General features: G+C 64.8%; 21 protein-coding genes. 5 read left to right on the top strand and 16 right to left on the bottom strand.

Annotated features, from left to right (window positions below):
- Positions 1 to 239: 239 nt before the first annotated feature.
- From ACT6QU_RS18925 to ACT6QU_RS18860, 14 genes are all read right to left on the bottom strand, one after another.
- Positions 240 to 647, bottom strand: coding sequence for a RidA family protein (locus ACT6QU_RS18925; protein WP_444836725.1), 408 nt, complete (start codon positions 645 to 647; stop codon positions 240 to 242).
- Positions 648 to 685: 38 nt separating this feature from the next.
- Positions 686 to 1,369, bottom strand: coding sequence for an ABC transporter ATP-binding protein (locus ACT6QU_RS18920; protein ID WP_444836726.1), 684 nt, complete (start codon positions 1,367 to 1,369; stop codon positions 686 to 688).
- 198 nt (positions 1,370 to 1,567) lie between these two features.
- The gene (locus tag ACT6QU_RS18915) at positions 1,568 to 2,314 is read right to left on the bottom strand and encodes an ABC transporter ATP-binding protein (protein WP_444836727.1); all 747 of its coding nucleotides are present in this window, start codon (positions 2,312 to 2,314) and stop codon (positions 1,568 to 1,570) included.
- The gene (locus ACT6QU_RS18910; RefSeq protein WP_444836728.1) at positions 2,307 to 3,287 is read right to left on the bottom strand and encodes a branched-chain amino acid ABC transporter permease; all 981 of its coding nucleotides are present in this window, start codon (positions 3,285 to 3,287) and stop codon (positions 2,307 to 2,309) included. The genes ACT6QU_RS18915 and ACT6QU_RS18910 overlap by 8 nt, the downstream gene beginning before the upstream one ends.
- Positions 3,288 to 3,289: 2 nt before the next feature.
- Complete coding sequence (locus ACT6QU_RS18905; RefSeq protein WP_444836729.1) at positions 3,290 to 4,207, bottom strand: branched-chain amino acid ABC transporter permease; 918 nt, start codon at positions 4,205 to 4,207, stop codon at positions 3,290 to 3,292.
- Between the two features lie 82 nt (positions 4,208 to 4,289).
- Entirely contained in the window at positions 4,290 to 5,426 is a 1,137-nt protein-coding gene (locus tag ACT6QU_RS18900; RefSeq protein WP_444836730.1) for an ABC transporter substrate-binding protein, read from the bottom strand.
- A gap of 79 nt (positions 5,427 to 5,505) precedes the next feature.
- A complete protein-coding gene (gene kynA / locus ACT6QU_RS18895) occupies positions 5,506 to 6,342 on the bottom strand; it encodes a tryptophan 2,3-dioxygenase (RefSeq protein WP_444836731.1) in 837 nt (278 codons plus the stop codon).
- A complete protein-coding gene (kynU, locus tag ACT6QU_RS18890) occupies positions 6,339 to 7,535 on the bottom strand; it encodes a kynureninase (RefSeq protein ID WP_444836732.1) in 1,197 nt (398 codons plus the stop codon). Before kynU ends, kynA begins: the two co-directional genes overlap by 4 nt.
- A gap of 187 nt (positions 7,536 to 7,722) precedes the next feature.
- On the bottom strand, positions 7,723 to 9,345 hold the full coding sequence (locus ACT6QU_RS18885) for an AMP-binding protein (RefSeq protein ID WP_444565946.1): 1,623 nt from the start codon (positions 9,343 to 9,345) through the stop codon (positions 7,723 to 7,725).
- 202 nt (positions 9,346 to 9,547) lie between these two features.
- Complete coding sequence (locus tag ACT6QU_RS18880) at positions 9,548 to 10,693, bottom strand: acyl-CoA dehydrogenase family protein (RefSeq protein ID WP_444565947.1); 1,146 nt, start codon at positions 10,691 to 10,693, stop codon at positions 9,548 to 9,550.
- Positions 10,694 to 10,876: 183 nt separating this feature from the next.
- The gene (locus ACT6QU_RS18875) at positions 10,877 to 11,689 is read right to left on the bottom strand and encodes an enoyl-CoA hydratase family protein (RefSeq protein WP_444565948.1); all 813 of its coding nucleotides are present in this window, start codon (positions 11,687 to 11,689) and stop codon (positions 10,877 to 10,879) included.
- Positions 11,686 to 12,162, bottom strand: coding sequence for a MarR family winged helix-turn-helix transcriptional regulator (locus ACT6QU_RS18870; RefSeq protein WP_444565949.1), 477 nt, complete (start codon positions 12,160 to 12,162; stop codon positions 11,686 to 11,688). Before ACT6QU_RS18870 ends, ACT6QU_RS18875 begins: the two co-directional genes overlap by 4 nt.
- Positions 12,156 to 12,905, bottom strand: coding sequence for an SDR family NAD(P)-dependent oxidoreductase (locus ACT6QU_RS18865; RefSeq protein ID WP_444565950.1), 750 nt, complete (start codon positions 12,903 to 12,905; stop codon positions 12,156 to 12,158). Before ACT6QU_RS18865 ends, ACT6QU_RS18870 begins: the two co-directional genes overlap by 7 nt.
- Positions 12,906 to 13,119: 214 nt before the next feature.
- Positions 13,120 to 15,414, bottom strand: a complete 2,295-nt coding sequence (locus ACT6QU_RS18860) for a bifunctional salicylyl-CoA 5-hydroxylase/oxidoreductase (protein ID WP_444565951.1) — start codon at positions 15,412 to 15,414, stop codon at positions 13,120 to 13,122.
- Positions 15,415 to 15,600: 186 nt separating this feature from the next.
- Here ACT6QU_RS18860 and ACT6QU_RS18855 point away from each other — a divergent pair, with 186 nt between their 5' ends.
- The 4 genes from ACT6QU_RS18855 (at position 15,601) to ACT6QU_RS18840 (ending at position 20,776) form a co-directional block, all read left to right on the top strand.
- Entirely contained in the window at positions 15,601 to 16,431 is an 831-nt protein-coding gene (locus tag ACT6QU_RS18855; RefSeq protein ID WP_444565952.1) for an alpha/beta hydrolase, read from the top strand.
- 181 nt (positions 16,432 to 16,612) lie between these two features.
- Positions 16,613 to 16,849, top strand: coding sequence for an Lrp/AsnC ligand binding domain-containing protein (locus ACT6QU_RS18850; protein ID WP_024587925.1), 237 nt, complete (start codon positions 16,613 to 16,615; stop codon positions 16,847 to 16,849).
- Between the two features lie 371 nt (positions 16,850 to 17,220).
- Positions 17,221 to 20,157: a DNA polymerase I gene (gene polA / locus ACT6QU_RS18845; RefSeq protein ID WP_444565966.1), complete on the top strand. Its 2,937-nt coding sequence runs from the start codon at positions 17,221 to 17,223 to the stop codon at positions 20,155 to 20,157.
- A gap of 7 nt (positions 20,158 to 20,164) precedes the next feature.
- Complete coding sequence (locus ACT6QU_RS18840; RefSeq protein WP_444565964.1) at positions 20,165 to 20,776, top strand: LysE family translocator; 612 nt, start codon at positions 20,165 to 20,167, stop codon at positions 20,774 to 20,776.
- Here ACT6QU_RS18840 and ACT6QU_RS18835 read toward each other — a convergent pair whose 3' ends face one another.
- Complete coding sequence (locus ACT6QU_RS18835) at positions 20,777 to 21,316, bottom strand: superoxide dismutase family protein (RefSeq protein ID WP_444565963.1); 540 nt, start codon at positions 21,314 to 21,316, stop codon at positions 20,777 to 20,779.
- A gap of 42 nt (positions 21,317 to 21,358) precedes the next feature.
- Complete coding sequence (locus tag ACT6QU_RS18830; RefSeq protein ID WP_444565962.1) at positions 21,359 to 22,534, bottom strand: GGDEF domain-containing protein; 1,176 nt, start codon at positions 22,532 to 22,534, stop codon at positions 21,359 to 21,361.
- Between the two features lie 179 nt (positions 22,535 to 22,713).
- Here ACT6QU_RS18830 and ACT6QU_RS18825 point away from each other — a divergent pair, with 179 nt between their 5' ends.
- Positions 22,714 to 24,879 (top strand): transglycosylase domain-containing protein, encoded by a 2,166-nt coding sequence (locus tag ACT6QU_RS18825; RefSeq protein WP_444565961.1) that lies wholly within the window; start codon positions 22,714 to 22,716, stop codon positions 24,877 to 24,879.
- The last annotated feature ends 158 nt before the right edge of the window (positions 24,880 to 25,037 follow it).

The following is a 25,037-nucleotide window of genomic DNA, read 5'->3' as shown; positions in this document are numbered from 1 at the left end:
ATCAAACCGCCTCCAAACTAAGACGACTGAATCACAATCAGCCAATTTTGCAACGATCTCCACAAGGGGGAGGGAGGGCATCGACGTCGCGCCCCTGCCTTCGGCCGGGTGATAAACCTGACGGAAAAACTCGACGCTGGCGAACTCCCTCCCTCTTGTGGGGAGGGATACAGGGTGGGGGTCAATTCAAGAAAACTGAGCCCGCACAACCCGGCACAAATATCGCGAGAAATCGAAACCTACTCCGGCACCACCGCCGTCGCCTCGATTTCGACCCGCGCCTCGTCCTCGATCAGCGCCACCACCTGCACCATCGCCATCGCCGGAAAATTCCGCCCGATGACATCGCGATAGGCGGCGCCAATGCCCTTGAGATTATCGAGATAGGCCCGCTTGTCCGTGATATACCACGTCATCCGCACCAGATGCTCCGGTCCCGCGCCGGCCTCGGCCAGGACGTCGACGATGTTCTGCAGCGTCTGCCGCGTCTGGCCGACGAGGTCCTTCGCCTCGAACACCTGGTCGCCGTTCCAGCCGATCTGGCCGCCAACCCATACGGTGCGGCCGGAAGCGGCGATGCCGTTCGCATAGCCCGACGCCTTCTTCCAGTTCGCCGGATGCAAGATCTCATGCGCGAATGCGCTCATGGTCGTTTCCTCTCGCCGGTCTGAAGCCGGCTTATTGTTTAGACGCCTAGATATCGGTCCTGGATTTCGGCCGTCAGTTCCTGCGGTGTCCCGCGCCACACCGTCGCGCCCTTCTCCAACACCACGCAGCGGTCGGCGGAGGGCAAGAGCTCGGCCAGCGTCTTGTCAACCACGAGGATCGACTGGCCTCCGTCCTTGAGCTTGCGGATCACCGCCCAGATGTCGTGCCGGATGACGGGCGCCAGCCCCTCCGTCGCTTCGTCGAGGATCAACAGGTCCGGGTCCGTCATCAGCGCGCGCCCGATCGCCAGCATCTGCTGCTCACCGCCCGACAGGGTGCGCGCCATCTGGTCGCGGCGTTCGGCAAGGCGCGGAAAGAGCTCGTTGACGGATTTCAGCGTCCAGCGCCCCTTTCGCGCGGCGGCGACGAGATTTTCCTCGACCGTCAAATTCGGGAAGCAGCGTCGCCCCTCCGGCACCAGCCCGAGGCCCAGCCGCGCGATGCGATGCGGCGAACGCTTCTCGATCGCGCTGCCCTTGAACCGCACCGAACCCGACCGCGCCGGCGTCAGCCCCATGATGGAGCGGATGGTCGTCGTCTTGCCCATCCCGTTGCGCCCCATCAGCGCCACCACCTCGCCTTCGGCAACGTCGAGTTCCACGCCGAACAGTGCCTGGCTCGCCCCGTAGAAGGTCTCGACCTTGGAAACTTCAAGCAGCATGGCCGGCCCCCTGTCTTTCGAAGTGAGACCCCCACCCTGTATCCCTCCCCACAAGGGGGAGGGTGATGTCAGCGTTTGCGTCCCGACGGCCCCCGATATTCGTCAGGCGCAAACGTCTCAAAATCCCCCTCCTTCTTGTGGGGAGGGGTAAGGGGTGGGGGTAATTCGTAGAGCAAACACACCTCAATACGACCCCCATCACTCGTCCCCCAGATACGCCCGGCGCACTTCCGGACTGGCCCGGATCTCATCCACGGTCCCGGTCGCAATCACCCGCCCATAGACCAGCACCGAAATCCGGTCGGCCAGCGCGAACACCGCATCCATGTCGTGCTCGATGAGCAGGATCGGCGCCTCCTTCCGCAACTCGGACAAGAACCCCGTCAGCGCCTTGGAGCCTTCCGGTCCCATGCCCGCCATCGGCTCGTCGAGCAGGAATGCCTTGGAACCCAGCGCCAGTGCGATGGCGATTTCGAGCTGGCGGCGCTCGCCATGCGACAGCTCCGCAGCCGGCACGTCCGAGCGGCTTTCGAGCCCGACCCGTGCCAGCGCGGCGCGGGCAGGTTCGGTCAGCGACGCATCGCTCATCACCGGCTTGAAGAAGCGGAAGCTCGATCCCTGCACCGACTGCACCGCCAGCATGACGTTGCGCAGCGCCGAAAATTCCGTCGCCAGCGACGAGACCTGGAACGAGCGCCCGAGCCCGCGCCGTGCGCGCTCCGCGACGGAGAGATCGTTCAGCCGGTCGCCCAGAAAGACGATCTCGCCGGAATCGGCCTTCAGCGTACCGGCGATCTGGTGGATCAGCGTCGACTTGCCGGCCCCGTTGGGACCGATCAGGGCGTGGATTTCGCCCTGATAAAGATCGATCGAGACGTTCTCGGTCGCCTTCAGCGCGCCGAAGCTCTTGTAAAGGTTGCGGATCGACAGGACGGACTCAGCCATGACGCACCCTTCCGGCCAGGAACCCGATCAGCCCGCCGCGCGCAAAGAGCACGACGGCAAGAAGCGCGAGGCCGAGGAAGAACTGCCAGCGATCGGTCATGCCGCCGAGAAGGTATTCGACCATGACGAACATCATCGCGCCGGCGACCGGGCCGAACAGCCGCGCCACGCCGCCGAGGATGATCAGCACGATGAACTCGCCCGACATGTGCCACGACATCATGGAGGGGCTGACGAAGCGGTTCAAATCCGCATAGAGCGCGCCGGCCAGGGCCGTGATCATGCCGGAGATGACGAAGGCTGCGAGGCGGATGCGGAACGGCGCGATGCCGACTGAGGCGACGCGCACCTCGTTCTGCCGCGCCGCCTGAAGCGCGGAGCCGAAGCGCGAGCGGGCGACCAGTGCGAACACCACCAGCACCGCCATCAGGACGCCGTAGCAGAGAAGGAAGAAGCTCATCGGCACCATCGTGTTGATGCCCGGGAAGGTGTTGCGCACGAAGATCGACAGCCCGTCCTCGCCGCCATAGGCGGGCCAGGAGATCGCGAAATAGTAGGTCATCTGCGCGAAGGCGAGCGTGATCATGATGAAGTAGACGCCCGACGTACGCAGGCTCACCGCGCCAATGAACAGCGCCAGCAGCCCCGCCGCCGCAATCGCCACCAGCCAGATGACGAGCATGGAATTTGTGCCGGCAAAGCTCGCAAGACCCAGATTGATCGGCTGCATGGAAAAAGCGTGGCTGGCGAGGATGCCGGCCGCATAGCCGCCGACGCCGAAAAACGCCGCGTGGCCGAACGAGACGAGCCCGCCCAGCCCGAGCGCGAGATTGAGCCCGACGGCGGCGAGCGCGAGGATCGCCATGCGCGTCGCCAGTGTCACGTAGAAGGGCGAGCCCATCTGTGTCGCCACGAACGGGATCGCGAGCAGGACGAGGGCCAGCGCGATATTGATGATGGTTTCGCGGCTCATGCTCATCCTTTCGCGAACAGGCCCTGCGGGCGCACCGCGAGGATGATGGCCATGACGATGTAGATCAGCATGGAGGCGACGGCGGCACCGGCGGTCGCCGCCTGCGACGTGCCCATGAACAGCGAGAAAATCTGCGGCATCAAAAAGCGGCCCATCGTGTCGATCAATCCGACGAGGATCGCGCCGACGAGAGCGCCCTTGATCGAGCCGATACCGCCGATGACGATGACGACGAAGGCGAGGATCAGAACCGGCTCGCCCATGCCGACCTGTACCGATTGCAGCGCGCCGACCATCGCCCCGGCAAAGCCGGCCAGCGCCGCGCCGAGCGCGAAGACGATCGTATAGAGCGTGCGGATGTCGACGCCGAGCGCGCCGATCATCTCGCGGTCGCTCTCGCCCGCCCGGATGCGCATGCCGAGCCGCGTCCTGGAAATGAGGAGATAGAGCCCGAGCGCCACCGCGACGCCGACGCCGATGATCGCCAGCCGGTAGAGCTGGTAGCGCGAGCCGCCCGGCAGGGTGACGAAGCCCGCGAGTTGCGACGGCACGTTGAGATAGAGCGGCACCGAGCCGAACACCCAGCGCGTGCCTTCCGAAAAGATCAGGATCAGCGCAAAGGTCGCCAGCACCTGGTCGAGATGGTCGCGCTTATAAAGCCGGCGAATGATCGCGATCTCGACGATCGCCCCCATTGCCGCGGCGGCCGCGAGGCTCGCCACGAGCCCGATCCAGAACGAACCGGTCTCGGCGGCCACCCACGCGCAGGCGAATGCGCCGACCATGTAGAGCGAGCCATGGGCGAGGTTGATCAGGCCCATGACGCCGAAGATCAGCGTCAGCCCGGCCGCCATGAGAAACAGCATCACGCCGAGTTGCAGCCCGTTGAGCAACTGTTCGATGAGAAGTGCGCTGGACAAGATTGTGCCGCTTACGGTTTGGATTTGAGGCGCGAGAAGTGGCACCCTCTCCGCATTATCTGCGGAGAGGGCAACTCTGCTTTTACTGCGTGCACTGCTCCGCATAGGCGTCGCCGTGGTCGTCGAAGACCTTCTCGACCGTCGCGTTCGTCAACACGTCGCCATCCTTCACCACTTCCATCATGTAGATGTCCTGGATCGGGTGGCGGTTGGTGTTGAAGGAGAAGTCGCCGCGCGGGGACTGGATGTCGGCTTCCATCATCGCTGCGGCGAACGCATCCGCATCCTTCACGTCGGCCTTTGCGGCCGCCGAGAGGATGAGCTGCGCCGCATCATAGGCCTGGACGGCATAGATCGAGGGCAGGCGGTCATACTTTTCCTGGAACGCCGCGAGGAAGGCCTTCGAAGCTTCGTTGTCGAAGTCCGGCGCCCACTGGCCCGAGTTCTTGACGCCGAGCGCCGCATCGCCGATCGCCGGCAGAACGTCTTGGCTGAACGAGAAGCCGGGGCCTGTCACCGGAATGTCGACGCCCGACTGCGCGTACTGCTTCATGAAGGCGATACCCATGCCGCCCGGCAGGAACATGAAGACGGCCTCTGCGCCCGAATCGCGGATCTGCGCGATTTCGGCGGCATAGTCGGTCTGGCCAACCTGCGTGTAGACCTCGTTGGTCACCTCGCCCTTGAAGTAGCGCTTGAAGCCGGTGAGCGAATCCTGGCCGGCCGGGTAGTTCGGGGCCATGATGAACATCTTCTCGTACTGGCCGTTGGCGTATTCGCCGGCCGCCTCGTGCAGATTGTCGTTCTGGTAGGCCGCGTTGAAATAGAGCGGGTGGCAGTTGGCGCCGGCAAGCGCGGCGGGCGCGGCGTTGGTCGAGACGTAAAACTTGCCCTGTGCGGTCGCCGACGGCACCACGGCCATCGCAAGGTTCGACCACACGATGCCGGTCAGGATGTCGACTTGATCGGACTGGATCATCTTGTCGGCGATCTGCACGGCGAGTTCCGGCTTCTGGCCGTCATCCTCGATCACGACCTCGATCTCGTCGTTTCCGGCCTGCTCGATGGCGAGCATGAAACCGTCGCGCGTGTCGATGCCGAGGCCCGCGCCGCCGCCCGAAAGCGTCGTGATCATGCCGATCTTGACCGGCTCGGCCATGGCAAGGCCAGAGACCGAGAGGGAAAGGCCGAACAGCCCCGCTGCAACTATCTTCTTCATTTCGCAAACTCCCATTGCTTTTCGTTTCAGTTCCCACGGCGACCGTTTGGCTTGTTGCGCCCTTGCGGCCCCCGAATTCCTACAATTCCGTTCGCACTTTCCACAGTTCGGGAAAGAGCTCGACCTCAAGCATCTTGCGCAGATACGAGACGCCCGCCGTCCCGCCGGTTCCGCGCTTCAGCCCGATGATGCGCTCGACAGTCGTGACATGATTGAACCGCCAGCGGCGAAAATAATCTTCGAAATCGACAAGCTTTTCAGCGAGTTCGTAAAGCAGCCACCAGCGTTCCGGGTCGCGATAGACAATCTTCCAGGCTTCCATGACCTTGTCGCTCTCGGCGCGCTTCGCACGCCAGTCGGTGCGCTCGACTTCCGCCCCGACATCGAAGCCGTTGCGCGCAAGAAGCCGGATCGCCTCGTCGTAAAGGCTCGGCTGGGCGAGGATTTCCTCCAGGGGCCCGACGCGCTTTTCGGTATGCGCATGCGGTTTCAGCATCGCCAGATTGCGGTTGCCCGCCAGATACTCCACCGCGCGATACTGCCAGGACTGGAAGCCCGAGGACTGGCCGAGATCGTCGCGAAATCGCGTGTACTCCGACGGCGTCATCGTGCGCAGGACGTCCCATGCGCTGTTGAGTTGCTCGAAGATGCGCGCAACCCGCGTCAGCATCTTGAAAGCCGGCTGAAGATCGTCGCGCGCAATCGCGTCCATCGCCGCGCGCATCTCGTGGATGGCAAGCTTCATCCACAGCTCCGACGTCTGATGCTGGATGATGAACAGCATCTCGTCGGGCGATTTTGACAGCGGCGCCTGCGCGTTGAGGATCGCGTCCAGCCGCAGATAATCGCCATAGGCCATGCGCTTGGCGAAATCCGTCTCGGCGCCTTCCGGCGTCTCGTCATGCGCGGCGCTCATGTCACCTTGCTCCGCGTCTTGTGATCGGGCGTGTCCCACAGCCGGCCCTGCATGATCTCCTCGAGGATTTCGGCCGCCCGCACGACGTCGTCCTCGGAAAGGTAAAGCGGCGTAAAGCCGAACCGCATGATGTCCGGCGCGCGAAAATCGCCGATCACACCCTTCGCGATCAGCGCCTGCATCCCCGCATAGCCCTCATGGAAGCGGAACGACACCTGACTGCCGCGCGCCTGAGGATCGCGCGGCGAGGCGAGTTCGAGATCGGGGCACCGCGCCTCGACTTCGCGGATGAACAATTCCGAAAGTTCGATCGACCGCGCCCGCACGACGTCCATCGTCACGCCGTCCCACGCATCGAGCGCGGCATCGAGCGCCGCCAGCGCCACGATCGGCGGCGTGCCCACGCGCATCCGCTCGACACCCTTCGCCGGCCGATAGTCGAGGTCGAAGGCAAACGGGCTTTCATGGCCGATCCAACCCGACAGGGTAGGGCGCACGACATCCGCATGCTTCGGCGCGACATAGATGAAAGCCGGCGCGCCCGGCCCGCCGTTCAGATATTTGTAGGTGCAACCGACCGCGAAATCCGCATCCGCGCCTGTCAGATCAACCGGGATCGCGCCCGCCGAATGCGCCAAATCCCAGATCGCGATGGCACCGACCGAATGCGCCTTCTGCGTCAGCCGCTTCATGTCGTGCAGCCGGCCGGTGCGGTAGTCGACCTCGGTGATCATCATCGCCGCGACAGTCTCGTCGATACTGGCCTCGACGTCCTCGGGATCGACCACCTTCAGCTCGTAGCCCTTGCCGAGCGAAGTCAGCAGCCCCTGCGCCATGTAGAGATCGGTCGGGAAATTGCCGTTGTCGGAAAGCACCACCCGGCGATCCGGATTCAGCTCCAGCGCCGAGGCGAGCGCCTGGTAGACCTTGATCGACAGCGTGTCGCCCATCACCACCGAACCCGGCGCCGCCCCGATCAGCCGCCCGATCCTGTCACCGATCCGCGACGGCCAGTCCATCCATCCGGCAAGGTTCCACCCCTTGATCAGCATCTCCCCCCACTCGGCCTCGATGGTTTTAGCCACGCGCGCGGAAGCGGCCTTCGGCAGAGGGCCGAGGGAATTGCCGTCGAGATAGATGACGCCGTCGGGGATGTGGAACAGCGCGCGGGTACGGGCGAAGAGATCGGTCATGACAGTGCTCCACGAATGGCGGCGAAGACCCCCACTCCGTCTCGAGCTTCGCTCGATCCACCTCTCCCCCTAAAAAGGGGAGAGGAAGGGACTGCCGCGATCGCGGCGCCTTTCCAGCTTGGGTTCCTCTCCCCTTTTGAGGGGGAGAGGTGGTCCGAAGGACCGGAGTGGGGGTCATCGCACACGGTCATGCCCCCTCCTTCAACCGAAACCGCTGGATTTTCCCCGTCTGCGTCTTCGGCAATCCAGCGACGAACTTGACCGACCGTGGATACTTATAAGGCGCGATCGCCGCCTTCACATGATCCTGCAAAATCTTCACCATCAGCGCATCGCCAACGGCTCCCTCCACCAGCACCACATGCGCCTCGACGATCTGCCCGCGCGCCTCGTCGGCAACGCCGATCACGGCACATTCGAGCACATGTTCATGCGCCAGCAACGCTGCCTCGACCTCCGGCCCGGCGATGTTGTACCCGGCCGAAACGATCATGTCGTCCGACCGCGCGGCAAAATGGAAAAACCCTGCCTCGTCCTGCACGAAGCTGTCGCCCGTCAAATTCCAGCCGCCCTTGACGTATTCACCCTGCCGGTCGTCGGCGAGATAACGGCATCCCGTCGGGCCACGCACCGCCAGCCGCCCAACCTCGCCGCGCGGCAATTCTTTCATCTCGTCATCGACGATCCGCGCCTCGTACCCGCCCACCGGGCGTCCGGTCGTTGCGGGCGCCATGTCGTTCAGCCGGTTCGAGATGAAAATATGCAGCATCTCCGTCGCGCCGATGCCGTCGAGGATCGGCTTGCCGGTCTTTTTCGTCCATTCCTCGAAAACCGGCCCCGGCAGCGTCTCGCCCGCCGAAACCGCGACGCGCAGCGACGACAGATCCGCACCCTCGTCCATCGCCTTCATCATCGCGCGATAGGCGGTCGGCGCGGTGAACGAGATCGTCGCTTTGTACTTCTCGATGATCTCGATCATGTTCGGCGGCGTCGCGCTTTCGAGCAGCGTCGCGGCTGCGCCGAAGCGCAGCGGAAAAACTGCCAGACCGCCGAGCCCGAAGGTGAATGCCAGCGGCGGCGAGCCGACGAACACGTCGTCCGGCGTCACCTTCAGCACTTCCTTCGCATAGGCGTCCGCGATGATGAGAATGTCGCGGTGAAAATGCATCGTCGCCTTCGGCACGCCGGTCGTACCGGAGGTAAAACCAAGCAGCGCGACGTCATCGCGGCCAGTCCTGACAGCCTCGAAGGTGACCGGCTTATCGAGCGCCGCCCGGTCGAGCTCGGCATCATGGTTCGCCGTGCCGTCGAAGCCGACCACCTTTTTCAGGAAGCGGCTGTCCTTGGCGCAGGCCACCATCTCGTCCATCAGCCGCGTGTCGCAGAGCGCAACCGTGATTTCCGCCTTGTCGACGATCTTGGCGAGTTCGCCTGCGCGCAGCATCGGCATGGTGTTGACCACCACCGCGCCGGCCTTGGTGGCGGCGAGCCAGCAGGCGACCATGGCCGGGTTGTTCGCCGAGCGGATCAGAACGCGATTGCCCGGCTTCACGCCGTAATTCTCGACCAGAGCCCGCGCCAGCCGGTTCGTCCAGTCGGCGAGTTCCTTGTAGGTCCGGCGACGGCCATTGCCGATCAGCGCCGTGTGATCACCAAGGCCCTTCTCGACGAGCCGATCTGTCAGCTCGACGCCCGCATTGATGAAATCGGGATAGTCGAAACCGTCGAGCAAAAAGTCCGGCCACTGGTCGACGGGCGGAAGATTGTCGCGCGCGAATGTGTCGGTGTGGGCGGTGGGGCCGAGGGTCATCGGGACGCTCCATGCGAGACGGGAACCACCCCCACTCCGTCAAGCTTCGCGTGCCACCTCTCCCCCTGCCCGGGGGAGAGGAAGTGCGCTGCCGTAGCGGCGGCACCCATCCAGCCTGGGTTCCTCTCCCCCGGGCAGGGGGAGAGGTGGCCCGAAGGGACGGAGTGGGGGTGGTTCATCGACAAGCAAACAACCATATCCGTCACGCTCCCATCACCTGCCGCGCAATCACAATCTTCTGGACGTCCGACGCGCCCTCATAGATCCGCAACGCCCGGATTTCCCGATAAAGGCTTTCCACGATGTGCCCCCTTCGCACACCGTCGCCGCCATGAATCTGCACCGCCCTGTCGATGACGTCCTGCGCCTTGTCCGTCGCAAAAAGCTTCGCCATCGCCGCCTCGCGCGTCACCCGCGGTGCGCCCGAATCCTTGGTCCACGCGGCGCGATAGACGAGCAGCGCCGCCGCATCGATATCGAGCGCCATGTCCGCGATATGCCCCTGCACCATCTGCAGATCGAACAGCGGCGCACCGAACAACTGTCGCGAGCCCGCCCGCGCCGTCGTCTCGTCCAGCGCCCGCCGCGCAAAGCCGAGCGCCGCCGCGCCTACCGTCGAGCGGAACACGTCGAGCACTGACATGGCGATCTTGAACCCGTCACCTGCCTTGCCGATCAGCGCCGACGCCGGCACCCGGACATCGTCGAACGCCAGCCGCGCCAAGGGATGTGGCGCAATCACCTCCAGCCGCTCCGCGACGCTCAAACCCGGCGCATCGGCGGGCACCACGAACGCCGAAATCCCCTTCGCCCCCGGCGCCTCGCCGGTCCGCGCAAATACCGTATAGACATCCGCGATCCCGCCATTGGAAATCCACGTCTTCTCGCCCGACAGCACATAGTCGCCACCGTCAAGCGTCGCCGTCATTTCCATATTCGCCACGTCGGAGCCGGAACGCGGCTCCGACAGCGCAAACGCCGACAACGCCTCGCCGGTCCGCGTCTTTCCCAGCCACTTCTGCTGCTCGGCCGTGCCGAACAGGCTGATCGCCCCGGTCCCAAGCCCCTGCATCGCAAACGCAAAATCCGCCAGCCCGTCATGCCGCGCCAGCGTCTCGCGCGTGATGCACAATGTGCGCACGTCGAGCGGCTGCGGATCGGCCGGATCGACCGCCGAGGCCTTCAGGAACCCCGCCTCGCCAAGCTTGCGAACCAGCGATACGCACGCCGCATCGACATCCTGATGATCCACCGGCAAATTCCGCGCACACCACGCCTCCAGCCGCGCCGCATGATCGCGGTGGCGATCCTCGAAGAACGGCCAGGTGAGGAAGGAACGATCAGGCATGTCTTACCCCCGTCAGAGCGCGACGTTGCCCCCCTCTGTCCTGCCGGACATCTCCCCCGCGGGTGGGGAGATCACGCGGTGTCGACGACGAGACTAATCTCCCCCCATGCGGGGGAGATGGCCGGCAGGCCAGAGGGGGGCGCTGTCCCGCAAACGTCTCCGAGACGATAGCCAAACCCATCCTCAATTCCCCTCGAAAACCGGCCGCTGCTTCCCCACGAATGCATGATACGCCCGCGCAAAATCCTGCGTCTGCATGCAGATCGCCTGCGCCTGCGCCTCTGCCTCGATGGCCTGGTCGAGCCCCATCGACCATTCCTGGTTGAGCTGCGTCTTGGTGATCCCATGTGCGAAGGTCGGCCCCGAACCGATCTGGTGCGCCAGCTTCATCGCCTCCGCCTCCAGCGCATCGGCGGCAACGAGCCGGTTGTAAAACCCCCAGCGCTCGCCTTCCTCCGCGCTCATCGAGCGCCCCGTATAAAGCAGTTCGCCCGCGCGCCCTTGGCCGATAATCCGCGGCAGCATCGCGCATGCCCCCATGTCGCAGCCCGCAAGCCCGACGCGCGTGAACAAAAACGCCGTCTTCGCCTCCGGCGTCGCAAGCCGAATGTCCGACGCCATCGTGATGATCGCGCCCGCGCCCACCGCCACGCCGTCGACCGCCGAGATGATCGGCTTGCCGCAATTCAGCATCGCCTTGACGAAATCGCCGGTCATGCGCGTGAAGGCGAGCAGGCCCTTCATGTCCATGTCGACCAGCGGCCCGATAATGTCGTGCACATCGCCGCCCGAGCAGAAATTGCCGCCATTGGGCACGAACACGACGACATCGACATCGTCCGCATAGACGAGATCGCGAAACGTGTCGCGCAGCTCGGCATAGGATTCGAACGTAAGCGGATTTTTACGCTCCGGCCGGTCCAGCTGGACGATCGCGACATTGCCGTCCATGCGCCAGTTGAAATGCTGCGGCGCCAAACCTGCCATTTTCGTCAATGTCCGTCCTCCCAATTGCTTCGAAACGCGCGCAGCGTCGCCGACAGCCTTTCGGCGTCGGACAGCGTCAGATCGCCCAGAAATTCTTCGATCCAGATTTCATGCGCGGCGGCCATTTCGGTGAAGCGGCGCGCGCCGGCCTCCGTCAGCTTGACGATCGACGCGCGCCGGTCGCCCTCGCGCGCCGCCCGCGACACCAGCCCGTCCTTGACCAGCCGCTCGATGATGCCCGTCACGTTCCCGTTCGAGACGAGCAGGAAACGCGACAGATCGCTCATCAGCATCCCGCCCGGCTGGCGATAGAGCGCGGCCAGCACGTCGAAGCGCGGCAGCGTCGAATCGAACTGCGTCTTCAGCCGCTCGCGCAATTCCCCCTCGATCAGGCGCGAGGTGCGCAGCAGCCGTATCCACAGCCGCAACCGCTCCTTGCTCGCCGCCGGCCGGTCGATCGTGTCGAGCGGCGCGCTCACCATGTCTCGCCCCCGCAGATCGCCAGCGCCTGCCCGTTGACCGAGCGCGCACCGTCGCTGACGAGATACATCACCGCCGCCGCCACCTCGTCGACCTCGATGATCCGCCCTTGCGGATTGTCGCCCGCCAGATCCGCCCGCGCCTGCGCCTCGGTGCGTCCGGTCTTGTCCATGATATTGGCAAGCGTGCGCTCCAGCATCGGCGTCTCGACATAGCCGGGGCACACCGCATTGACCGTCACGCCGGATGTCGCCAGTTCCAGCGCCAGCGAGCGCGTCAGCCCGACGACGCCATGCTTGGCCGCCACATAGGCCGAGACGTAAGCCGCGCCCTTCAACCCCGCGATAGACGCGATGAACACAATCCGCCCCGCCTTCACACGCTTCATCGGCTCGATCGCCGGCCGCACGGTCAGGAACGATCCCGTCAAGTTCACGTCGAGCGTCTTTTGCCACATGTCGAGCGACGTCTTGTGCGCCGGCGCACTCTCGCCCCCACCCGCATTCGCGATCACGATGCCGAATGCCCCGCGCGCGGCAGTCGCCTCGTCATAAAGCTGCGCCACCGACCCCTCGTCGGTCACATCCGCGACGGTCGCATGAACACGCGCATGCCCACCCGCCACCGCGTCCAGCACATCCGCCCGCCGCCCGCAGATCGTCACCTCATGCCCTGCGTCTGCGAGTGCGAGCGCAATCGCCTTGCCAACGCCGGTACCGCCGCCCGTGACGAGTGCGTGGGTCATTTCGAAATCTCCAGATCAGGAGAGTTCGAGCGAGGCACCCCCCTCTGTCCTGCCGGACATCTCCCCCTCAAGGGGGGAGATTGGCTGATACGACCGTACCCGCGAACATCGGATGGCTCCGATATATGCAGGACCGGATTGAAGGCTGATCTCCCCCCTTGAGGGGGAGATGCCCGGCAGGGCAGAGGGGGGTGGCTTGGCGCGACGCGCATCGTCACACCTTCCCCGTCATCTGTTCCTGCGCCCGCTCCGCCAGCCGATACAACTGGTCGCGCCCCGGCAAATACGGGTCCGGCCATTTCACATGCCGATCGCCCAATTGCGCCGCCGCATGCAACGTCCAATACGGGTCCGCCAGATGCGGCCGCGCCAGACACACCAGATCCGCGCGCCCCGCCATCAGGATCGAATTGACATGATCCGGCTCGAAGATGTTCCCCACCGCCATCGTCGCCATGCCCGTCTCGTTGCGGATGCGGTCCGAAAACGGCGTCTGGAACATGCGCCCATAAACGGGCTTCGCGCGCTTCGACGTCTGACCGGCCGAAACGTCGCAGATATCGACGCCGGCGCCCTGCAATATCTTTGCGATCTTCACCGCTTCTTCCGGCGTCACGCCCTCGTCGCCGACCCAGTCATTGGCCGAAATGCGCACCGAAATCGGCTTCGCCTCGGGCCACACGGCCCGCACGGCGGCAAAGATTTCCAGCGGATAGCGCATCCGGTTCTCGAGCGACCCGCCATACGCGTCCGTGCGCTGGTTGGTCAGCGGTGAGATGAAGGACGACAAGAGATAGCCATGCGCGAAATGCAGTTCCAGCATGTCGAAGCCGCAGCGCTCCGCCATCTCGGCAGACGCCACGAACTGGTCGCGCACCAGATTCATGTCCGCGCGATCCATCGACTTCGGCACCTGATTTTCCGGCGACCACGCAACGGCTGACGCCGCCATCAGCGGCCAGTTGCCCTCGTTCAGCGGCGCGTCGGCATCCTCCCAGCCCAGCTGCGTCGAGCCCTTCGCGCCAGAATGGCCAAGCTGCGCGCAGATTTTCGCCTCGGTCTCCGCATGGACGAAATCGACCAGTTTCTTCCACGCAACCTCATGTTCGGGCGCATAGAAGCCGGGACAGCCCGGCGTGATGCGCCCTTCCGGCGACACGCAGGTCATCTCGATAGTGACGAGCCCCGCGCCGCCCTTGGCGCGTTCGGCATAATGCACGAAATGCCAGTCGGTCGGCGTGCCGTCGACCGCCTTGTACTGCGCCATGGGCGAGACGACGACGCGGTTCTTCAACTCCATCTCGCGCAGCTTGAACGGCGCCAGCATCGGCGCGCGATGCGTGTTCGAGCCCGCGCCTGCCTGGCCCTGGAACCAGTCCTCCGCGCTGCCGAGCCAGTTGGCGTCGCGCAGGCGCAAATTCTCGTGGCTGATGCGCTGCGAGCGGGTGAGCAGCGAATAGTTGAACTGCACCGGATCGAGGCCGAGATAGCGCTCCACATCCTCGAACCACTCGAGCGAATTGCGCGCCGCCGATTGCAGCTTCAAGACCTCGGTGCGCCGCGCATCCTCATATTTTTCGAACGCCTTTTCGAGCGTCGGTTCGGACTGCACGTAGTCCGCCATCGCGATCGCGCTTTCGAGCGCCAGTTTGGTGCCGGACCCGATGGAAAAATGTGCGCTCGCCGCCGCGTCGCCCATCAAAGCGAGGTTCTGGAACGACCAGCGCTCGCAAAGCACGCGGGGAAAATTGATCCAGGCCGAGCCGCGAATGTGGCCGGCATTGGTCATCAGCGCATGGCCGCCCAGATGATCCTTGAAGATCGCCTCGCAAACCGCGATGGACTCCTGTTGGCTCATCGCGCCGAAGCCGAACCGGTCCCAGGTATCCTGCGAACACTCGACGATGAACGTCGCCGTCTCCGGGTCGAACTGGTAGGCATGCGCCCACACGAAGCCATGCTCGGTCTTTTCGAAGATGAAGGTGAAGGCATCGTCGAATTTCTGATGCGTGCCGAGCCACACGAACTTGCACTTGCGCGTGTCGATGTCGGGCTGGAAATGGTCGGCGAACGCCGCGCGCGCCCGCGAGTTCAGCCCGTCCGACGCGATCACCAAATCATGGCTTTCCATGAAGGGGCGCGGATCGGCGATCTCGGACTGGAATTCGAGCTTGATGTCGAGGTCGCGGGCGCGCTCCTGCAGAAGCGTCAGCAGCTTCTTGCGCCCGATGCCGCAAAAGCCATGCCCGGTCGAGACCGTCCGCACGCCCTTGTGGATCACGGCGATGTCGTCCCAATAGGCGAAATGCTCGCGGATTGCGGCGGCGCTCTTGGCGTCGTTGTCGGCGAGATTGTCCAGCGTCTCGTCGGAGAGGACCACGCCCCAGCCGAACGTGTCGTCGGCCTTGTTGCGCTCGTAGACGGTGATATCGTGGGCGGCGTCGCGCAGCTTCATGCTGATCGCGAAATAAAGACCTGCCGGTCCGGCGCCGAGCATCGCAATCTTCATCGCCGCGCACTCCCATTATCGTTGAAGCATCGGACCGAAAAGTGGAAGCCGGTTTTCGGGTATTCCGATGCTCACCCAAGAATGGCAGGATCGCACCGAAGCGATTTTGTTTCAAGCATGAAATTTCAAGGTTGAAATATTGCAGCGCGGCATGGATGATGCGGTGCGAATGCCGGGGAGATGACGATGTTTTTCCATCAGGTGACGGATTTCGACGACGCCTACGCCAACGGGCCCAACATCGCGCGGGGCGAGCGCTGGCCGGGGCTCTGGGTCGAACCGGCGGCCGAGTATCGCAACGCCTTGGAGGCGGACGGGCGGGCCAGGCTCGACCAGCCTTACGGCGAGCGCCCCCGCAACCGCTTCGATCTCTTCCTGCCGGAAGGCTCGGCGAAGGGTCTCGTCGTCTACATTCATGGCGGCTTCTGGCTGCGTCTTGAGAAGAGCTTCTGGTCGCACCTGGCCGCTGGTCCGCTCGCCCACGGATACGCCGTCGCCATGCCGTCCTATACGCTCTGCCCGGATATCCGCATCGGCGGGATCGTGCAGGAGGTGGGGGCCGCAATCGAGACGGCGGCATCGCTTGTCGAAGGTCCGATCCGCCTTACCGGCCACTCCGCTGGCGGGCATTTGGCAACGCGCATGGTCACGACCACCTCGCCGCTCTCCGACGCCACCCGCGCCCGGATCGCGAATACGGTCTCGATCGCTGGCGTCCACGATCTGCGGCCGATGATGCGCACCGCCATGAATGCCGATTTGAAGATCGACGAGGCAGAAGCGCTCGCCGAGAGCCCGGCGCTGCTTCGCCCGCTCGACAACGCACGCGTCACTTGTTGGGTCGGCGGCACTGAGCGCGCCGAGTTCCGCCGCCAGAACGCGCTCCTCGCGAACATCTGGACCGGCCTCGGCGCCGTAACCTCCTGCTTCGAAGAGCCCGACCGACACCATTTCGACGTCATCGACGGCCTTGCCGACCCCGACCACGCCTTGACGCGAACCTTGTTGACAGGGTGAACTTCGCGGCGGAGTCTATTTCTGCGCGTCATCCCGGAAGCCGGCCGCAGCGAAGCGAAGGGTGGCTATCCGGGACCCATTCCGGGTCCACCAACCTTACGGAATGGGTCCCGGATACGCCGCTCCGCTTCGCTTCGCAGCGTTCCGGGATGACGCGCGTCGAGCAATTTGGAGTTTTGGAATGAGACCCGTTTTCGTGCAAGTCCGCTGCGTCCCCGGCAAGACCTACGAGGTCGCCGACGAACTCTACAAGCGCGAGATCGCGTCGGAGCTCTATTCGACCAGCGGCGACTACGACCTGCTCCTGAAGGTCTACATCGATGACCAGACCGACATCGGCAAGTTCGTCTCCGAAAACGTCGCCAACGTCCCCGGCATCGTCCGCTCGCTGACGACGCTGACGTTCAAGGCGTTTTAGGCCGCATCGGCACGAAAAGTGGAAACCGGTTTTCGGCAGAGCCGATGCGCAATCAGAAGTCCCGAAAACGACGAAAGCCGCCGTGGGGAGGGGGAATCCACGGCGGCTCTACTCGAAACGATGCGGCAGCCCGGAGAGGGGGGATGAGGCTGCCGCACTGGGTGTCCGGTTAGGCGGGGGACGGGCCTTGTTCCGGACTCGGCTTATGTGTTGCCGATAATGATTATCTGAGAATTTGAACGTGGCAATTCAAGGGCACGAACATTACAAGTGCGTAACGTCAGCGTGATTGGCCGAGCCCCTGTCAGCAGCCCTTTGCGCACCGGCGTTTGGCATGGACAGGGCAGGCGCCAGACGCTACCTCATTGCCCATGAAAAAAGGCGATCACCTCTTCCTCGTCGATGGCTCCGGCTACATCTTCCGCGCCTATCACGCGCTGCCTCCGTTGACGCGTAAATCGGACGGGCTGCCGGTCGGTGCGGTGTCGGGCTTCTGCAACATGCTGTGGAAACTGATGCAGAACGCGCGCGACACGGAAGTCGGCGTCACGCCGACCCATTTCGCCGTCATCTTCGACTACTCGTCCAAGACGTTCCGCAACGAACTCTACGACAAGTACAAAGCGAACCGCACCGCGCCGCCCGAAGACCTCGTCCCGCAATTCGGCCTCATCCGCCACGCGACCCGCGCATTTGAACTGCCCTGCATCGAGATGGAGGGCTTCGAGGCCGACGATCTGATCGCGACCTATGCGAAGCTGGCCTGCGAGGCGGGCGGCGACACCACCATCATCTCGTCTGACAAGGATCTGATGCAGCTCGTCGGTCCCACAGTGACGATGTACGACCCGATGAAGGACCGCGAGATCAAGGTCCCGGAGGTCATCGAGAAATGGGGTGTGCCGCCCGAAAAGATGATCGACCTCCAGGCGCTCACGGGCGATTCCATCGATAATGTGCCGGGCGTTCCCGGCATCGGTCCGAAGACCGCCGCCCAGTTGCTCGAGGAGTATGGCGACCTCGACACGCTTCTCGCCCGTGCCTCCGAGATCAAGCAGCAGAAGCGTCGCGAGAACCTGATCGAGCATGCCGAGATGGCGCGCCTGTCGCGCGAACTCGTGCGCCTGCGCGACGACGTGTCGGTCCCCGAACCGCTCTCCGCCTTCGAGCTGCAGCCGCCGAACGGGCCGAAGCTGATCGGCTTCCTGAAGACGATGGAATTCACCTCGCTCACCCGCCGCGTCGCCGAGGCGACGGGCGCGGAGGCGGCAGACATCGAGCCGATGCATGTCGAGGTGCAGACAGGCTCTGCCGCCCACGGTCCCGACCTCGACGTGCCGCACCCGTCCACCGTCGCGCCCGGCGAGGAGGGCGACGTCGCCGCCGAGCCGAAGACCGGCCCGGCGACGCCGGCCGATCTCGCCAAATCCCGCGCCGATGCGGCGGTCGCAGCCAGGATCGACCGCACCGCCTATGTCACGATCCGCGATCTCGCGACGCTCCAGGCCTGGGTGGCCGAGGCGCGCGAGGCCGGCATTGTCGCCTTCGACACCGAAACGACCTCGCTCGATCCGATGCAGGCCGAACTCTGCGGCTTTTCGCTCGCCACCGCACCCGGCCGCGCGGCCTACGTGCCGCTGATCCACAAATCCGGCGCGGGCGACCTTCTCGGCGGCGGGCTGGTCGAAAACCAGATCCCGATCCGCGAGGCGCTCGCCGCCATCAAGCCGCTGATGGAGGACCGCTCGGTTCTCAAGATCGCGCACAATTTGAAATACGACTATCTCGTGCTCCTCCGCCACGGCATCGACGCCGCCCCCTGCGACGACACGATGCTGCTCTCCTACGTCACCGATGGCGGCTCGGGTTCGCAGAGCATGGATTCGTTGTCCGAGCGCTGGCTCGGCCACGTGCCGATCCCGTTCAAGGATGTCTGCGGCTCCGGCAAGTCGATGATCACCTTCGATTTCGTCGACCTGGAAAAGGCAACGGCCTATGCCGCCGAGGACGCCGACGTCACCTTGCGCCTCTGGAACGTGCTGAAGCCGCGCTTGACCGCCAAGGGCCTCAACGCCGTCTACGAGCGGCTGGAGCGCCCGCTGGTTCCCGTCCTCGCGCGTATGGAGAGCCGCGGCATCTCGGTCGACCGGCAAATCCTGTCGCGCCTTTCGGGCGAGCTCGCTCAGCGCGCGGGCGCTTTCGAGGACGAAGTCTACGAGCTTGCCGGCGAGCGTTTCACCATCGGCTCGCCCAAGCAGTTGGGCGACATCCTCTTCGGCCGCATGGGCCTGCCCGGCGGCTCTAAGACCAAGACCGGCCAGTGGTCGACGTCGGCCTCCGTGCTGGAGGACCTCGCCGCCGAGGGTCACGAACTGCCGCGCAAGATCGTCGACTGGCGCCAGCTCACCAAGCTAAAATCCACCTATACCGACGCGCTGCCGGGCTACATCCATCCCGAAACGAAGCGCGTCCACACATCCTATGCGCTCGCCGCGACGACGACCGGCCGCCTGTCCTCGTCCGAGCCCAACCTGCAGAACATCCCGATCCGCACTGCCGAGGGCCGCAAGATCCGCACGGCTTTCGTGGCCGAGACGGGCCACAGGCTGATCTCCGCCGATTACAGCCAGATCGAGCTGCGCGTCCTCGCCCACGTCGCCGAAATTCCGCAGCTTCGCCAGGCGTTTGCCGAGGGCATCGATATCCACGCGATGACGGCCTCCGAAATGTTCGGCGTGCCGGTGGAAGGCATGCCGTCCGACGTGCGCCGCCGCGCCAAGGCGATCAATTTCGGCATCATCTACGGCATCTCGGCCTTCGGCCTCGCCAACCAGTTGTCGATCGGTCGTGAGGAGGCGGGCAGCTACATCCGCAAATATTTCGAGCGCTTTCCCGGCATCAAGGACTACATGGACGCGACCAAGGCCTATGCGCGCGACAACGGCTATGTCGAGACCATCTTCGGCCGCCGCGTCCACTACCCGGAAATCCGCTCGCCGAACCCGTCCGTCCGCGCCTTCAACGAACGCGCCGCCATCAATGCGCCGATCCAGGGTTCCGCAGCCGACGTCATCCGCCGCGCGATGATCCGCATGGAAGACCGTCTCGCCGAGGCTGGCCTATCCGAAACGCTGATGCTGCTCCAGGTCCATGACGAACTGATCTTCGAAGCGCCCGAAGCGCAGGTCGAAGCGGCGATCCCGGTGATCCGCGAGACGATGGAGCACGCGGCGATGCCGGCGCTCTCCATGCGCGTGCCGCTGCAGGTCGATGCGCGCGCGGCGTCGAACTGGGACGAGGCGCACTGAACGCGTCATGGAGGCGGGCCCGCTCCTCTCCTTCGCGCTCGCCTCGCTCCTGATCGAGCTCACCCCCGGCCCGAACATGACCTGGCTGGCGCTGGTCGCGGCCGGCGAAGGGCGCCGGCGCGGCTATGCGGCGGTGGCCGGCGTCGCGCTGGGGCTCGCCGCGCTCGGCCTCGCAGCCGCCTTCGGCGTCGCCGAACTCCTCCAGCGCTCGTCGCTCGCCTACGAAATCCTGCGCTGGGCCGGCGGGCTCTTCCTGCTCTATCTCGCCTGGGACGGCTGGCGCGGCAATGGCGACATGGCTCAGACGGGCGGCGGATCGGACCGAGTTTATTTCCTGCGCGGCCTCGTCACCAATATGCTCAACCCGAAGGCGGCGCTGTTCTATGTCGCGGTCCTGCCGACCTTCCTCGATCCCGCCCGCCCGCTGCTCGGCCAGACGCTCGCTTTGTCGGCGGTCTATGTGTCGGTCGCGACTCTCGTCCATGCCGGCATCGTCACGGCTGCCGGCGCGTTGACCGCCTTCACGCAAAAGCCGGGCCGCGAAATCGCGACCCGGCGTGTTCTCTCAAGCCTTCTGGCCCTCGTCGCCGTCTGGCTAATCTGGTCGACGGGGCGCTAGCTACTCGATGACGGCGCACGCATAGCGGTCGCCGGCATCGCCGGTCGGCTGTGTCTCGTAATCGTCCGTGCCGCCATGGATCATCAGCGCGCGGCCGGCAATGTCGGCCTCGCCGCCGTCGCCGAGTGTCACCATGTGATTGAACACCTGCGCGCGCAGCACGCCGTCCTCGCCGACATACTGGTTCGGCATGTCGCCGACATGGGGTCCGCCTTCGGCGAGATAGCCATGGGCCGCGTCGGTCGGGTTGAAGTGCCCGCCGGCCGATTCATGGTCGCTCTCGTGGTCGCATGTGCCCGTTTCATGAACGTGGAAGGCCAGCCATTCGCCTGCCGGCAGGCCCGAAACCTCGAGTTCGATGAGGACGCCGTTCGGCGTGCCGGTCAGCGTCGCGGTGCCGTTCTCCGCGCCCTCCATATCGACGAAACCGGCGCTGGCGCTGGTCGTCTCGGCGGGTGCGGCCTGCTCCGCCTCGTCCTGCGCAAGAGCCGTCCCCGACATCATCAGGATGGCCGTCGCCGCTGTCACTAAGGTCTTCATTCCGCATCTCCCGGTTGTTGGTCCGAGGAGGGGCAATGTATGTCAGGCGCGCTTTGTTCCCTGGACAGCAAGCACGTCGTCTTCGCAGCACACCTTGTCGCGGCCGCTCCGCTTGGCGGCGTAGAGCGCGATGTCGGCGCGGCGCAGAGCGTCGGCGACGTCACCACCGGCGGTGAATTCCGCGACGCCCACGCTCCCCGTGATCCGCAATCCATAGGGCATCTGGCCGTCATGCCAGGCCGCAATGCCGGTGCGGATGCCCTCGCCGAACAGCTTGGCGGCGCGAAGCGGGGTCGTTGGCAGCAGGATGGCGAATTCCTCCCCGCCGATCCGCGCCGCGATCGGATGGAAGGGCAGGCGCGACAGGATCGTCCCCACCGCCCGGATCACCTCGTCGCCGACGCCGTGGCCAAACCTGTCATTGATCTGCTTGAAGTGATCGATGTCGATCAGCAGGACGGAGCAGGGCACGCCTTGCGGCTTGCCAGAAAGCTCGGCGGTGGCCTTCTCGAAGAACCCGCGGCGGTTGAGAAGCCCGGTGAGCGGATCGCATCGCGCCTGGTCCTGAAGCTCCTGGGTGAGATCGAGCGCCGTGCGCAGAAGAAACAGGATCGCAAGCCCGATCCATCCGACCAGTGCCAGAAGCTTGAGCGAGACCACGTAGAAAGAGTGCGGATCGACCGCGCCGATATTCTGCGGGGTGCCGGAGAGGGTGGCGAAGGGCCGGATCAGAAGCAGCAGGATGATCGCCACGATGCCGCCGGCGATGAGATTGTCCACGCCGTCCCGCGGCTGCGTCCGGAAAATGGCCGAAACGCCGATGGTCAGGACAGTGCAGATGGCGAGTGTCATCGTCATGGAGCGTCCCATCACGTTCGGCATGACGAATGTGAAGGCGATGACGCCCACAAGCCCGGCGGCATAGGCGAGCCATAGGAATGGCTGCATCTCCGTGCCGCCATAGCGCTTCAGGAGGCTGCGCGCGGTCAGCAACCCGACCAGCCCGTAAAGCGCGTTCGCCCAGATGGACAGAAAGGCGCCATATCCGAAGATGCGTGCGAACTCGACACTTGAAGCGACGATCCCGCATCCGTAGAGCAGCGCCCAATCGGCGATGTAGCTGCGATCCCGCTGCCATCTCCAGACGAACAGGAAAGTCAGCGCCAGAAACGCGGACGCGACCGGAACCGTCAGTGAAAGCAAGTAATTGCCGGTCATGTCTTCCCCCGCCGACTCCCCTCCTGCAGGTATCAGGAAATTCGTAAGTTCAAGGTTAAACTGGGGGTTGCAGAAGAAGGACCCGACACGAGCCTCACCCTTAACGCTCCCTTAAAGCGCCGCATTTAATCTTCAGCGACAGCGACCATCAGGCAGACAAAAAGCGGGCATCAGGGGCGATGGGCGACAGACGTATCGAGCCGACCTTTGGCGGGGCGGCATCGGATGAGGGCTCCGGCCTTTTCGTGAGCGAGGAGGATCGGGTCGTGGGGCAGCCGAAGAAGCGCGGTTCGACGAAGGCGTCGTCGCGCAAATCCGAACCGAAATCGCGCGGCAAAAAGCGCGGCAAGTCGCGCCGTTCCTCGGGCGGCGGCCTGTTCGGCTTCCTGCGCAAGGCGACCTACTGGTCCTTCGTCCTCGCCATCTGGGGCGGCGTCGCCGCCGCCGGCGTTCTCGTCTTCTATGCTGCGCAGATGCCCTCGGCCTCGACCTGGGCGATCCCGGACCGCCCGCCCAACGTCAAGATCATGGATGTCGAGGGCCGGCAGGTCGCCAATCGCGGCATGATGGGCGGCGAATCGATCGGGCTGCACGAGATGTCGCCCTATATCCCGCAGGCCGTCGTCGCGATCGAGGACCGCCGCTTCTATTCGCATTTCGGTGTCGATCCGCTCGGCCTTGCCCGCGCTGTCTACGAGAACGCGGTCAATGGCCGCGTGGTGCAGGGCGGCTCGACGCTCACCCAGCAGCTCGCCAAGAACCTGTTCCTCACCAACGAGCGCTCCTACGACCGCAAGATCCGCGAAGTGTTGATGGCCTTCTGGCTGGAGAATGAATATTCGAAGGAGCAGATCCTCGAATTCTACCTGAACCGCGTCTATTTCGGCTCCGGCGCTTATGGTGTCGAAGCCGCATCGCAGCGCTATTTCGGCAAGAGCGCGCGCGACGTGACTCTGTCCGAATCCGCGCTTCTCGCCGGTCTCCTCGTCGCCCCCTCGCGCCTATCGCCGGCGCGTGATCCGAATGCGGCCGAAAACCGCGCGCAGCTCGTCCTGTCGGCCATGCGCGACCAGGGCATGATCGGCGACAGCGAACTCGCCTCCGCCATCTCCGCCCCGCCGGTGCGCGCCGCCGCCTACTGGACGGGCTCGGAAAACTACGTCGCCGACCGCATCATGGGCGAACTACCGCGCCTCATCGGCATGGACGTCACCAAGGACATGATCGTCGAGGCGACCGTCGATCTCGACCTGCAGGACCTCGCCGAAAAGGCCGTCCGCCAGATGGTCGACGAGAACAAGGCCGATCTGGACGTCTCCCAGGGCGCGCTCGTCTCGATCGATCCCGCCGGCGCCGTGCGCGCCATGGTCGGCGGCTACGACTACGCCAATTCTCAATTCGACCGTGCGTCCGAAGCCAAGCGCCAGCCCGGCTCCGCCTTCAAGGCCTTCGTCTGGATGGCGGCGATGGAGCAGGGCCTTTTCCCCGACACGATCCGCAACGACGCGCCGGTGAAGATCGGCAACTGGTCGCCGCAGAACTTCAACAACAAATATGCCGGCCCGATGACGCTGTCGCAGGCGCTCGCCCGCTCGTCGAACTCGATCGCCGCCGTCCTCGCCCACGAGGTCGGTCCCTCGGCCATCGTCGAGACGGCCTGGCGCATGGGCATCGAATCCGACCTCCAGCCGAACCTGTCGATCTCGCTCGGCACGTCGGAGGTTACCCCGCTCGAACTCACCGCAGCCTTCGTGCCCTTCTCCACCGGCGGCGTCCGCCCGGAAATTCACTTCGTCGAGCGCGTCACCACCATCGACGGCGAAGTGCTCTACCAGCGTCCGGCTTCCGCCGGCACGCAGGTCGCCCGTCCCGAGACGATCGGCATGATGAACTATATGATGTCCGAGACCGTCGGCACCGGCACCGGCCGCAATGCAGATTTCGGCTGGCCCGCCGCCGGCAAGACCGGCACCAGCCAGAACTCGCGCGACGCCTGGTTCGTCGGCTACACGGCCGAACTGACGACCGGCGTCTGGTTCGGCAACGATGACGGCAAGCCGATGAAGAACATCACCGGCGGCCAGCTTCCGGCCAAGGCGTGGAAGATCTTCATGGAAGGCGCCCATGACGGCGTCCCCGTCGCCTCGCTGCCGGGCCGCTGGACACCCGATACGTTCCAGCGCATCGAGGACCTGCTGGCGAGCGACCGTGGCGTGCCGCAGCAGGCGGCCTACCCGGCCGGCGACACCACCGGCTCAATCGCCCCACCGGCGGAAATCGGCCAGCAGCCCCAGCGATCGGGCCCGATCGGCTCCATCATGGACATCATCATGGGCAACAACTGACCGGTTCCGGCACGGTTGCCACCCCAGACATCGCTCCAAAGCTTAGCTCCATGTTGCAGGGGGCACCGCGACGCCGACGAACTCCCTCCCCCTTGTGGGGATCGTTGCGAAATTCCCGACGCGCTTGCGTTGATGCGGTCGCAGGTGTGCGGCGGCGT

The sequence above is a fragment of the Aliihoeflea sp. genome (assembly GCF_052435475.1).
Lineage (GTDB): Bacteria > Pseudomonadota > Alphaproteobacteria > Rhizobiales > Rhizobiaceae > Aliihoeflea.
This window is presented reverse-complemented; position numbering and strand designations above follow the sequence as displayed.